Origin of the sequence: Polaromonas vacuolata (assembly GCF_012584515.1) — a bacterium.
GTDB classification, from domain to species: Bacteria; Pseudomonadota; Gammaproteobacteria; order Burkholderiales; family Burkholderiaceae_C; genus Polaromonas; species Polaromonas vacuolata.
On record NZ_CP051461.1, the window covers coordinates 2,081,427 to 2,093,806 of the forward strand.

Annotated in this window: 13 protein-coding genes, 1 tRNA gene and 3 pseudogenes; 7 read left to right on the top strand and 10 right to left on the bottom strand. The window is 46.4% G+C overall.

Annotated elements, in window-relative coordinates:
• Positions 1-96: 96 nt before the first annotated feature.
• From HC248_RS09515 to HC248_RS09525, 3 genes are all read right to left on the bottom strand, one after another.
• Positions 97-1,005, bottom strand: coding sequence for a metal ABC transporter solute-binding protein, Zn/Mn family (locus HC248_RS09515; RefSeq protein ID WP_168922295.1), 909 nt, complete (start codon positions 1,003-1,005; stop codon positions 97-99).
• A gap of 1,053 nt (positions 1,006-2,058) precedes the next feature.
• On the bottom strand, positions 2,059-2,535 hold the full coding sequence (locus HC248_RS09520; RefSeq protein ID WP_337778938.1) for a nucleotide-binding protein: 477 nt from the start codon (positions 2,533-2,535) through the stop codon (positions 2,059-2,061).
• Between the two features lie 42 nt (positions 2,536-2,577).
• Positions 2,578-2,886, bottom strand: a complete 309-nt coding sequence (locus HC248_RS09525; RefSeq protein WP_168922296.1) for a hypothetical protein — start codon at positions 2,884-2,886, stop codon at positions 2,578-2,580.
• Between the two features lie 500 nt (positions 2,887-3,386).
• Between HC248_RS09525 and HC248_RS09530 the strand changes: the two genes are divergently transcribed.
• Positions 3,387-3,956: a recombinase family protein gene (locus tag HC248_RS09530; protein WP_168922297.1), complete on the top strand. Its 570-nt coding sequence runs from the start codon at positions 3,387-3,389 to the stop codon at positions 3,954-3,956.
• A gap of 334 nt (positions 3,957-4,290) precedes the next feature.
• On the opposite strand, the gene HC248_RS09535 is transcribed toward HC248_RS09530, so the two are convergent.
• Together HC248_RS09535 and HC248_RS09540 are read right to left on the bottom strand one after the other, a co-directional pair.
• A complete protein-coding gene (locus tag HC248_RS09535; RefSeq protein ID WP_168922298.1) occupies positions 4,291-4,629 on the bottom strand; it encodes a hypothetical protein in 339 nt (112 codons plus the stop codon).
• Between the two features lie 121 nt (positions 4,630-4,750).
• Entirely contained in the window at positions 4,751-4,882 is a 132-nt protein-coding gene (locus tag HC248_RS09540) for a recombinase family protein (protein ID WP_168922299.1), read from the bottom strand.
• A gap of 575 nt (positions 4,883-5,457) precedes the next feature.
• On the opposite strand from HC248_RS09540, the pseudogene HC248_RS09545 reads away from it, so the two are divergent.
• Positions 5,458-6,123: pseudogene (locus HC248_RS09545) on the top strand (IS3 family transposase); the annotation flags it as partial.
• Between the two features lie 532 nt (positions 6,124-6,655).
• Here the strand turns inward: HC248_RS09545 and HC248_RS09550 are convergent.
• The 4 genes from HC248_RS09550 to HC248_RS09565 form a co-directional block, all read right to left on the bottom strand.
• Complete coding sequence (locus HC248_RS09550; RefSeq protein WP_168922300.1) at positions 6,656-6,988, bottom strand: hypothetical protein; 333 nt, start codon at positions 6,986-6,988, stop codon at positions 6,656-6,658.
• A 21-nt stretch (positions 6,989-7,009) separates the two neighbouring features.
• Entirely contained in the window at positions 7,010-7,264 is a 255-nt protein-coding gene (locus HC248_RS09555; protein WP_168922301.1) for a hypothetical protein, read from the bottom strand.
• Between the two features lie 100 nt (positions 7,265-7,364).
• Positions 7,365-8,498 (bottom strand): hypothetical protein, encoded by a 1,134-nt coding sequence (locus HC248_RS09560; protein WP_168922302.1) that lies wholly within the window; start codon positions 8,496-8,498, stop codon positions 7,365-7,367.
• A gap of 201 nt (positions 8,499-8,699) precedes the next feature.
• Positions 8,700-8,903, bottom strand: a complete 204-nt coding sequence (locus HC248_RS09565; protein WP_168922303.1) for a helix-turn-helix transcriptional regulator — start codon at positions 8,901-8,903, stop codon at positions 8,700-8,702.
• A gap of 666 nt (positions 8,904-9,569) precedes the next feature.
• Between HC248_RS09565 and HC248_RS09570 the strand changes: the two genes are divergently transcribed.
• The 5 genes and pseudogenes from HC248_RS09570 to HC248_RS17970 all read left to right on the top strand — a co-directional run.
• Positions 9,570-9,872: a transposase gene (locus tag HC248_RS09570; RefSeq protein ID WP_168922304.1), complete on the top strand. Its 303-nt coding sequence runs from the start codon at positions 9,570-9,572 to the stop codon at positions 9,870-9,872.
• Positions 9,873-9,946: 74 nt separating this feature from the next.
• Positions 9,947-10,570, top strand: a pseudogene (locus HC248_RS09575) (IS3 family transposase); the annotation flags it as partial.
• A 10-nt stretch (positions 10,571-10,580) separates the two neighbouring features.
• Complete coding sequence (locus HC248_RS17965; RefSeq protein ID WP_168922305.1) at positions 10,581-10,742, top strand: IS3 family transposase; 162 nt, start codon at positions 10,581-10,583, stop codon at positions 10,740-10,742.
• 38 nt (positions 10,743-10,780) lie between these two features.
• A complete protein-coding gene (locus HC248_RS09585) occupies positions 10,781-11,479 on the top strand; it encodes an ADP-ribosyltransferase-containing protein (protein ID WP_168922306.1) in 699 nt (232 codons plus the stop codon).
• Positions 11,440-11,607, top strand: a pseudogene (locus HC248_RS17970) (hypothetical protein); the annotation flags it as partial. The gene HC248_RS09585 and the pseudogene HC248_RS17970, both read left to right, overlap by 40 nt.
• Positions 11,608-12,287: 680 nt before the next feature.
• Here the strand turns inward: HC248_RS17970 and HC248_RS09595 are convergent.
• Positions 12,288-12,364: transfer RNA gene (locus HC248_RS09595), tRNA-Pro, on the bottom strand.
• Positions 12,365-12,380: the final 16 nt, after the last annotated feature.

Sequence of the window (12,380 nt, forward strand, 5' to 3'; positions counted from 1 at the left end):
TTAATCATATTTTTGAATGAAAAAGGTTTGTAGATCAGTTGTAACTTGCGCAAGCTGGGAATTAATAAAGAGTAAAAAACTTAAATACATACGATGTCAGTTTTTCTTCATGCCGGCGACTAACTGGGTGACGTTGTAGCGCATCAGTTTTAAGTAGCTAGTGGCAGGGCCATCAGCTTTAGATAGGGCGTCAACATAAAGCTCAGGTCCGACTGTGACGCCAACATCTTTACTCAGCTGGGAAAGCAACTTTGAGCTGCTCATATTTTCAAAAAATATAGCTTTAATTTTTTCCATTTGGATCTGCTGGATTAGTTGCGCAATTTGTTTAGCACTAGGTTCAATATTTGTTGAAATACCCTGAGGTGCCAAAAATTTAATCCCGTAATGTGCACCAAAGTAACCGAATGCATCATGCGAGGTGATGACCTTTCGCTTGGCAACAGGTATGAGTGAAATTTGTATTTTGGCGTCAGCGTCCAAAGCCTTCAGTTCATTGGTATAGACTTCGCTATTGAGTTGGTAGATTCTGGCACCTGCGGGGTCTAGTTTGCTCAGTGCGGCAGCGATGTTACGTACGTAAATCGCCACGTTGGATGGATCTTGCCAAGCGTGTGGATCAGTCTCCACGCTATCGCCTTTTTCAGTTGGCATATTTTGGGCTATAACGCCTTGGCTCGCGACGACAACTAGCCCTTTGTAGCCTGATGACTTGATTAGTTTTTGTGCCCAATGCTCAAAACCTAAACCGTTGGTAACCAACAGTTGCGCTTGCAGAATATTCTTGGCGTCAGACGGCTTTGGCTCAAATACATGCGCGTCTTCATCTGGGCCGACAAGCACACTTACCGTAACGCGGTCAGCACCAACAACGCGCACCAAATCTCCCAAAATACTGAAACTGGCTAAAACTGGAATTTTGTCCGCAGCATTGCTGACATTAGCCAATGCACAGATTGCCAGCACAACAATTGGTTTGAGGAATAATCTAAATAGTTTCTTCATAGGGATAACTTTGTTAAATAGAAAAGAGTAAAAATTCAAACAACACACAACGCAATTTCAAGTTGTAAGTATTTAAAGTCGACAGTCGCTAGAAGCGACCGTCAACAAGAAGAAATTGATTGCAATGAAAAAATAAAAAAACCGTTGAACTCTCCAAGTAAAACTTGGGTGTTGACACGTTGAGCAGGCTATTGCGTATTAAATCGAAATACACATTGCCAATGTCGTTGATATCAATAGCTCTAACACCATAAACTTTGCACGATGTATAGAAGTCTGCAATTTAGCGAGCAACTATCATTTAAAAAATCTTATCGTTACAAGTAGCGTGCTAATTCATGTTCCTTCAACTGGATTTTTTACCCAGAAAAAATTAATCTATGGTTTTAATATCAGACTGAAATAACTAACCGTCGCTATTAGCGTGATTATTTTTATCGCTATGCGCCGCTTAGCACCACACAACACAAACGATTAAATTTTGATTTTTAAAAAAGATGTGAATTATTTTTTATGCAATGCCTATTTTTTAATAAAAAAACGTAAACTAATTACACTTGTATGCTAACGCAACTTAATGGCGTTAGTATCGTTAAAGCAACTAAGTTGCATTAAATTTTTTAAATAATTGTTGATTGTTTACACAGATTCAATTCTAGGGTCCCCTCAGAATTCGGGAAAAATCGTACGTTAGCTAGTTGAGGCTTTTCGCAAACGAAGGTTTTTGAGGCTAAGCCTTGAGAAAGCAGCCTTTCCAGAGCCGATACGGGCAGTGTGACTATTGAAAATGGTTCTCAAAACGTTCGACCCGAACTCATGAGTTTTGATAGCGGTGACAATGCTGCAACCCGCGCTACTGCTGAAGATGTTGTGTAGCAGCCAGTCGGGAATTGACCCATGTGCAGGAATTGCGCTGACCCATGTATCGGCTATACGATTCGTTGCCAGCCCTGGAGTTGCGAGGAAATAACCCGGGTCAGTCCACAGTCGGCACCTGGGTCAAAATCGCGTCGGCGCCAGCAGGCGCCGTCAGGCGTCCGCTTAAAGGAGGGGTTAGGTAACTGCGTATCCAGACGCCTTCAGGTTCTTAATCACGCTGTACGCCACCTCTTCGATGCTTCGCTCATACCGCTTGTAAATCATTCCGCTGACATCGCTTGGCAGAGATACATTCCCCGTGTAAAGGCAACACACGCGAGAACGGCCAAGTTTTCCAACGAAGTAACCAAACTCAAATATAACGTTCGGTCTTGTACGAAACTCCTCATTTCGCTCGCCGTCTGGCTTACCTTCTTCATAAGCAAGATAGGCAACTTCATCAGGTGTTAGAAGAATGAAGGCATACCCAACATCGCTGTGCTTTTCAAACTTCTTGATGATTGTCATTCCCTCGTCGGCTTGACGATGCAAGACGATCGGTTCAAGCCCGATCTCATGCAGAAAGACCTCGAGGCTAGTTTTCGCCACGTCGTCTCGCCCATGAACCACAAACACTCGCTTGGTTCGAACTGCGGTAGCCGGTGCTTCCACTGCCGGTACGGTAGTTGCGGCGGAATTGAGCGGTATCAGTTCTCACCGTTCGATAATGGAATCCAGGCGATGGATCTTCTTGTCGACGTCTTTGTAGACTTTGGCGATTTTCTCGCCAAGAGACGGCTCATGCATTGAGATTGCCATTCCACTCCAAAAGCCATACTCATCGGCAAGCTCATCAGTCGTGAATATGCGCGTCAGCAGCTCGGAGTTGAAGGAGTTCCACTTACTGTGATCATTCGATAGGGACTCGAAAGCTTCTCTTGTATCAACCCTTCTCTGCTTTAGCTCAAGTCCTTTCTCAATTCGTGCTTGCAGCTTCGTCTTCGCGCGTAACCGCCAGCTCAAGTAGTACCTTTGGCAGAGGGTGTGCGGGTGTTTTTCTGGTTACCACTCTTTGCTCCTAAATTGCCTAACGTAATGTAGACCGCAAACACCGGTTAATACATCCTGCGCTTGACGATACATCTTTACTGAAAAAGAGGCGAAACCCGCATGTGTGTTGACCTTTAGGTCCACCGGCTGTGCAAATAAAAAGGTATAAATTTTTCCATGAAATCCGGTGGCGCTCCAATGCTATCTATATTCTGGATCAAAAAAACGATTAAGTTTGGTGCACGCGCTATAGCGTTAAGGGAATGCGGGACAAGATGTGATGGGCCCACCTTTGCCCGCCAAATGATCGCTATTGAGGAACAGTGTGATCGACAACTAACTGCCATCAGTTGACAGTCAAGGTGTTCAAAAAACGGTCGTTTAGTTGACACTCCAAAAAAGAAGGTTTCGGCCCGCTTTTTTGCCCCTTATGTGTTAATTTACTCATTCATCAATCAAAGTAAATTAAACGTATGGTTAAACTAACACACAAACGAATAGGATACGCCCGCGTCTCCACAGATGACCAGAATCTGGACATGCAGCGCGATGCGCTCACAAAGGCCGGGTGTGCGGTGATCTACGAAGAAACTGCCTCGGGCAAGTCGTCACAGCGCATCGAGCTGGAACACTGTCGCAAAGCCCTGCGCAGTGGCGACACGCTGGTGGTGTGGCGGCTGGATCGGCTGGGCCGTTCACTGTCTGACTTGGTGAGTATCATTGGCGACATGGAGCGTGAGGGCATCACGTTTGAGAGCTTGAGCGAGAAGATCGACACCGGCAGCGCTTCCGGGAAATTGCAATTCCATGTGTTCGCCGCGCTGGCAGAGTTTGAACGCAACCTTATTCGCGAGCGCACCAATACGGGATTGTCGGCAGCTCGTGCGCGTGGCCGGGTTGGCGGCAGGCCTGCAAAGCTCTCAGAGAAGCAGATCAGGGAGATCAAGGTATTGATGGCCGATCCTCAATGCCAAGTCACTGACTTGGCCAAGCGCTATGGCGTGTCCAGGACGACGCTTTACAAGCGGGTTAGCGTACTTTAAATTCGGCGCCCTGTGCCCCCTAGGAAATGCAGATGCTGCCACGCCGCCGGTGAAATCCGCCTGAGCAAGTCCAGCATCTTCTCATTGCCAGCTGCCAAGTACCGACCAAGCAGTCCTGTAAGCAGCATCGAGTTTAGACGGTTCTTTACCGCTGGGTGTCAGCATTTTCACAAGTCTAAAGATTTTGCGGGGTTGGGCTTACAACCTCATAAATGGGAGTGAGCCGCAACACCTTTATCTCTTCAGGAGCGTCACGAGTTGCTGCAGGCTAAGGCTACCGCCCACCAGGCTGGCTCGCATGGGTTCGAAGAGTTCGTACATGAAGCTATAGCGCTCATAGGTTGGACAGGTCATCATCAGCAACTTCCCTGAACTTGCCCTGTATGTCTGTCACCATCTCAGTGATGTCCACATCCTCACCCATGATGTTGCCTTGGTAGGCACTGATGACCATGGCCGCATTGATGGATGCTTTTGCAGCTGTCTTTGCTTTAGCTTGGGGGATCGTGGCTCCAGCCTTGCTTTCAAACGTAAGTGCCTGAAGGTCTTTAAGTGCTGACATAACGTGTTTAGCTGGCTGTTTAGCAGTTGCGTTTAGGGTTGCATTATTTGAAGTTGCATTAGACGTGAAATTGTTTGCGACTCTCTTGGTCATCGTTTTTTCGACTTTCACCGTGTGGAGCTCCTTGGGTTGACTGTTGGAGTACCTTTGCCCGCAGCCAGCTCGCCGCGCCCGTACTTGCCGGTTTGTCTGCCAGAACACCACTGCGGAGCTGGTCAAGCAACCGTGCCAACTAAGGCGTATCCCAGCGGCCGCCCGATGCTGTTTCTTCATAGATGCGGGAACATACTGCCGCAGTCAGCGCGGCAATCTGCGCCCCAGTGTCTTGCTCCTGGGTTGAAACCCAGGCGTATCCAACGAGCATGACTTCCTCCTAAAAAATCACAGCCAGTTCACATGCCGGGGCGAACCACCTCCGCATGCGAGATTGCGGCAAGCATAGCAACCGAAAAAATCAGGGAGATCCCCAACGCGACAAACATGATGAAGAGCGGGAAATTGCATTAGCCCTGTTGCCATTGCAGTCTAATATGCAATACCTTTTTGCTAGCACCATCCACCCGGAAAATCATATGGATGCTGGTGGGTTTCGTAAACAATCGTTTATGCAATCAACTTTTAGCCAGGAGAACCGATGCCCCGCCGTTGGGGGTGCGGTTAATAACTTGGACTACTTGGAGGTAGTTCACGTATTCATACGCAGAAAGAATTCGGGCTGTAAAGCTGTATATCAAAATGGGAAGACGCTTTAATACGACCATTCGCCAGTTGGGCTACCCAACCAAGAATTCACTGATTGGCTGTTATCGGGAGTACGAGCAAAGTCGCGATTTGCAAGTCGGCTATGCACGCTCGAAGCGGAAATACACTGCCGAGCAAATACAAGTAGCCGTTCAGCATTACCTTGAACACGACCGCTGTATTGGTTCAACGATCAGAGCACTGGGTCAACGCCACCTGCACATCTCAGAGAAGGTCATCCAAAACCTGATGAAGCAGGAATTATTGGTCATTGCCGCCAATAAAAAGCGTCGGCACGGCTCCTACCTTGTTGAAATCAGCCCTGCACCAGAGAACATTAGTAATCGGGACTTCTACGCCGGTCGCCCAAACGAGAAATGGCTTACCGACATCACGGAGATCCACATCCCTGCTGGAAAGGTATACCTATCACCCCTGATCGACTGTTTCGATTGTCTGTTCGTCAGTTGGACCATTCGCACACGCCGGAATTCCGACTTGGTAAACACCATGTTGGATGCATCTATTGAGACAGTTGTCGCCTGCGAAAGCAAGCCAATCATAAACTTTGACCGTGGTGCCCACTATCGCTGGCCAGGGTGGCTCTAACGGGTATTCGATTTTAAGCTGATTCGACCAATGTCACGCAAAGGCTGTTCGCCGGACAACTCAGCCTGCGAAGGCTTCTTCGGGCGATTGAAAGCGGAGTTGTTTTACCCTCGAAAATAGATGGACATCACTATCGAAGAATTCATCCAAATCGTTGACTCTTAAGTACGCTGGTATGACGAAAAGCGAATCAAGATATCTCTTTGCTCGCTCAGTCCCATTGAGTACCGGCAAAGCCTCAAATTGGTGGCATAAACCAGTCCAAGTTTTTGTCCGTACCACCGGTAAGTCAGAATTCAATAAGCGCTGACAGAATGGATCGTTGTTGGTTACAAAGTAAGCCGGTAATACGCTGCAGTCGATCAGCTGCGCTATGTGCTACAAACTACGCCATCAATTGCGTATCGTTGACGTCTGGGTATAGCGGCAGTTTTTTGCGCCGGTTGGATTCAGTCCTGCTGCAGCAACGAGCGATTGATCTATATCGCGTAACTGAGTATCTAGATCCCTTAATAATCGACCAATCTCTCCTCTCCTTTTCGTGGCATTTCTAGCTTTATTCGTGTGAAGTCCAGTAGTTTGAGGGCGCCCTCCTTTGCCACCCCCATTCATTCTGCAACGTATCTTTTCGAGCATTGGCCTACTCTTGCAAGGTTGACCAGTTGTCCTGCAATGCGCATTTCAAATAGCATGCAAGGGGTTTGCATTCATTTCACATTTTTCCCTGTCAATACGGATCCGACTATCGCTTGACCCCCCGGCGAAACATGAACATGTTCAATTCGCATTAATTGCTGGTTATCACCCGCAGCTTTCGTAAGTTAACCGCGCCACGTTGAAAGACCTCTACAGCCCTGATGGCAATATTTATATTTCGCATGGCAATTACTGGGTCAGATTCAAGTGTCGCTTTAAACATCATCTGCATGGAAGTGTTGTGGAGAACCGCAAGCTGATGACAAAATATTTTTTCTAAAGAGTTCGATGCTCCTACCGTTTGAGCCGCATCCTGAGCCATGGCAGCAACGTTAGTTCCAATACTGGTAACGAGTTCTAGTCGGTTTGCTGAAGTATCTAACGTTGCTGCATCCGGCGTAGCGAGCGTATCTCTAAGCGCCAAATCATGCTCTGGTATAACTTCTCAACCTGCCGCTTTATCTTCAAGCATCTCATCGACTTCGCCTCCGTTATATTTAGAACGGACAATCTGAGCCTTGTCACGCTGCGAATTAATTTGCAATTTAACTGCAAGAGTGGTGCCATCACTACCATCATGCCCCATTTCGGCACAATCATCGCAAACTTTTCTGCCTTCAAACTTCTTAATTGCTGTTGCTTCTGTTCCGCAAACAACACAGATTAGAGCTGGACTGGGTTTAGGCACATTTAATGTCATTGAAAATTCCTTAAGGATTAAATTTGTAATTGGCCTTAGCAAGACTGCAGGCGAGTGCGGCGACTGTCATCACGCTTTACATTTATTCGTAATTTCAGTGTCACCAAGACTTTTCTTGCATAGACAAATTCATTCTGTAGCGACTGGCCTTTCGTCCGGAGCCTGTAGAAATCAATGTCAGCACGTCGTCCTTTACGAAAGCCTTCAGAATCTTGGCGGCTTCGACAAAGTGAACGCCAATAAGATCACCAGCTAGACGAGCCCCAAGGAAAAACGGCTCGGGATCTTGTTTGATTTGTAAAGCAGAACAAATCCTAATTAATCGAAGAGCAGTTGATTGATATCCCAATATCAAAATTCTTGCCGGTATTGGATTAATGTGATCGATGCTATCGATAACAGGCTGCAAGATCGAACCAAAAGGATAACGAATTTTTTCCCATGCATTTAGGAAATCCGCCCACGAAACGGCGAAATCTTTTGTGCCGATTACATTGAATGCGTTGTGGTGCCATTGCATGACTACTTCACGCAGCTCATCCTTACTAGCATCAGGCATCTTGCCGCGCAGGTATCTAGCTAAATCAAAAAGACAACGATTACGCTGCCCTTCCTCTGTGGGCATATTTGTTGTTAACGTACCTACAGAAGAGGACAGAAGTTGTACTGAAGGAGACGGAAGATTGCCTTTGTTAACTTCAGTTCTCTTCTGTAGAAGTTGACCTCGAACAGCGTTGGCTAAATCATCAAACCCACTTAAAGAGGCAATCGGACCGTTAAGAATCGCCTTACCGGTAACGGTTAGATAACGCAAATTGGCATACAACTCCACGTTTACGCCATCCAGTTGGCCACTTGTCCCAGCAATAGGCTTACCCTTCACATACCCAAAACCGCGTAGACCAGTGCCGCTGGGGCTAAACTCAACGTAGCGACAGTTAATACGATCAAGTAATTGCAAAGCGGCTGGACTTGGTTCTCCAGCATGGACACATTTATCTAAATCAATACCGACAATTCCATCTCCGTTGAGCACAAATCCTAAACCTAGATAACCACCTTCTTCATAGGCAGTTTGCGTTTGATTGAAAGAAGACCAAGAATCAGGATTTATGACGCTGGCCTTACTGTTCAATAAAGTCGAGCAAAAAGGCACTTTATTGTCACGCCACACAACCCAACGTGGCTCTTTTTGGAGTTCCATAGGTATGGCGTCAAAGTCAGGAGTTAGCATTTTTACTGCCCTTCTGACAAATAAAAATCATACCGATGGAAGCAAAATTTTTGAAGTAATGGCCACTAAAACGGCAACCGCGCCAAAGTAAGCAGAAAAATTCACGCTTAGTTAACCAACAGCAATCAGATAAAAAACAAGCGGTAATAAACAGGCACTTTAGATAAATGACATGAAAATTTTTATTCATCTTGAAGTCCTTTAGATTGACTTCAGGGAGTCAACTAAAACTTTTATATCTGAACTTCTCCATGCAACGGAGCGTGTAGAGATTTTGACGGATGACGGAAAACGTCCTGTTTTAATTCCAGCAAACCAAGCACTCCGAGAAATTGGGTAGAGCAATAAAACCTGCGGAAGGCGGAGCAGTGCGTCCGATGGGGAAATACTAAGTGTTTTGATCATCGAGGATCCTTTCAAATTAATTAAGAAAGGCCCGTGGACGTTTTACCTTGACTCTTGATGATTAATCGGGTTTTCACACGAATCATCCTGAGATCTCAGCGATATAATTGAAATGTAGTGATTCAATGACACCGGCGTCCTCGGACATCGGGAGAAAACCTCGGTTCGTACCCGAGGTTTTTTTACATTAGTCCCACAGTGTGTAGTTGCACACCATGCTGTCTTTTGCATACCGACACCTCGAACTGTACGCCTACTTTAGGTATAAATATGGACAAAAGCCGCAGGAACAAACACTACCAATGGTTTATTGCTATGTATTTAGTAGCAAACTGAGTCAAAGAAAAGATTGATAGTTCAACAAAAACATCTTTTTTTATTAGGTTTATTTACCAATAAAAATCGTTATGTAAAGATTAAAAATATTTTTTCAATCGTACAAAAACTAAGTGTTATGAGTCTTTTTCGATATGGTTTTTAAAGAATTAACTAGTTCCTGCGCTTTAACGATGGTTTGACAAAAGCACGCAGCTACGCTAATGACCTCCTCCCCACCGAGGTTCTCATTGCGCATAATTTTTTTAACTGAAGTCGTATTGGACCTAGTCAAAAAAGTAGACGAAGAGTTCCTCTAAAGGTTTAAATCAAACCTTGAAAAGGAAATTCATGAGCAAACATCACAGTGAACAGTTCAGGCAGCAAGCAGTCGAACACGTTTTAAATCACCCAGGGCAGTCCGTTGCGAACACAGCCAAGCTGCTTGGCGTTGGCTACTCTACGTTAGACAAGTGGATGCGTATACACCGCACTAGCATCGGCGTTACCGCCAGCGCGGCCTTATCAACAGATCAACAACGACTTCGTACGCTTGAGCGTGAGAACGCGCATTTACGAGAGGTCAACGACATACTAAAAAAAGCGCACGTGTACTTCGTGAAAAATCCAAGTCTGCCAAGTACACGTTTATGAAATCTCACTTGGACGCCTACCGCATGGCCGCTCTGTGCGCGGCTTTGTCGGTTAGCCGCTAGTGCTACTACGCATGGCTTGCTCGCCCACAGCGAGCAACTGATCTGCACCATGCCATTCGTATCTACAGTACGACACATGAAGTGCATAAAGCGAGAGTGGGTCCACTAAGCATTCACACCGAGCTCGTTGATAGCGGCTTTAACGCTTGCGCGCACACCGTCGGTAGGCATATGCATTATTTGGGTTTGCGCGTTAAAGGCAGTCAAAAATTTAAACGCGCAACTGACTCTAATCACGGCAAATTAGCCTCGCCTAACTTGCTGGAGCGCCAGTTCGAAGTGTGCGCACCCAATCAGGTTTGGGTTGGAGACACTACTTATATACGCACTGCGCAGGGTTGGCTGTATTTGGCCACGGTGATCGACTTGTACAGTCGCGCTGTTGTAGGCTGGCAGATGAGCGGGCGAATTGATAGCAAGTTAGTGTGCGATGCATTGCAAGCGGCAATTCTCACCAGAGGAAAACCTACTGGCGTGATGGTTCACACCGATCAGGGATCGCAATACGTGTCGAACGCGTACCGCAAAATACTCAGGGAAAGTTTACTTATTCAAAGCATGAGTAGGCGCGGAAATTGTTGGCAGATTCAAGTTAACGCCGTAGCAGATTCGATCTTCGCCACACTGAAAAAGTAAGCTATTGAAGGTGAATACTTTGCGACCCGAAAGCCAAGCTAATCAGGCAGTCTTTGAATACATAGAGGCTTATTACAATCGCATTCGCAGGCATTCAACCGTTGGCTGGCTAAGCCCACTTAACTTTGAAAATCTGTATTACCAATCTTTAGAGGACTCTGCTGCCCATTAATTTGACTAGGTCCAAAACAATGATTTGGTGACAGCAAGATGGTGGAAAAAGATGGCTCACCCAAGGTCGCCTATCACGGCAGCATTGAGCGAGGTATAACCGAGTTCAATCCAGAAATAGAGCCGGTGCGTACGCGCACAGGGCCTAATGACGTTTACTTTACAGACAGTGTAGAAAATGCAGCCGACTACACGCGGGCGCCTCGTGCCGGCATTAAGACACCTTGCGGCAGCGTCACCGCCGCATATATCCGCCTGCAGGACCCACTGAACATCACGGCCGACGTCAAGAGACTGCAAAAGCGTGGGATGCCGTTTTCTGGCGCAAAGCAAGTCGCCCTCCAGAAGCTGGACCGCAAAGTGAATGATGGAGTGGTATTTGACGGCAATGGTGCAAATCCGCCCGAGCACATTGCGTTTGACTCTGCGAGCATCAAGTCAGCGACTTGCAACAACGGCAACTTCGACATCAATCAACGCGACATCAACAAGAGCACAGTTCAGCCCCAGACGGAAACTCCGGAATTTAACGCTGGTACAGTAGCAATTATGGTCAATCCACTCAACAAAATGACACTGGAGCAGCTACTGGAGAGCCTGCCAATACCGCCACTGGACCCCAACGAAGTGGACCCGTTAATGCGCAAGGTAGCCCAGTCGTTTTCTACCATGGCACCCGAGACGATGTTAAGTCCTTCGACATCGACCACCCCAATCGAAAAGGCAGAGGATGGTTAGGCCAAGATGTTTACGATGTCAGCGACCCGCACTTGGCGAGCACTTACGCGAACATGAAGCGTAGCAACGACAATCAAAACGTGATGCCGCTGTATTTAGCAGTAACCCATCCTCATAGAGATGCTTAGAGACAACGCTAAATTTGAGATGAGCACCTTTTTTCATTATTGAGGCGTTCTCTAGCAAGGTAAAAGAATTGGGTCATATTGGCGTTACTCTGGTGTTTGTTGATAGCGCCATGAGTGTCATGGCACTTGTCCTCCCCCTAGCTAAAACTGTCACATCAAAAAAATAGCAACTTTCATAGCGGTCAGGGCATTGTTGCTATCAATCGGGAAATGACCGTTTGCCGGAATTGCGCTGACCCAAGCATAGGCTATACGATTCGTTGTCAGCTTTTGGGTTGCGAGAAAAGAACCCAGGACAATACGATTCAGTTTGTAAATAAAGGACTAGCGGCGCAAACCAAATTGGTCTTTTAATGATCTCCGTTAGGGATACGGATTCCAGAGGTAAGGTCAGATAACGCCAAATTAATTACCTTATATGACTAAGGAGGGTGTCCTCAGGTTTGAGGACACCCTCCTCAACCCTACAAATTAAAAAATACAGTCGTGATTTTGACTAAGTTCAAGTTGCACTTATTTAATAACTTGTTTCGCAGTTAACGTAATGATTTCTGTTAGGGATGGATTTAAAATCCTCTCTAGCTTTTACTGTAGTTGGGACAATGGTTGGGACAACGGAACATTCAGGACCAAATAAAAAAAGACACAATTTTTTTTTAAAGCTAAGTCCTTGATTCATATGGTCGGTGTGAGAGGACTCGAACCTCCGACCCCTTGCACCCCATGCAAGTGCGCTACCAGGCTGCGCCACACACCGAAGATAATAATTATAG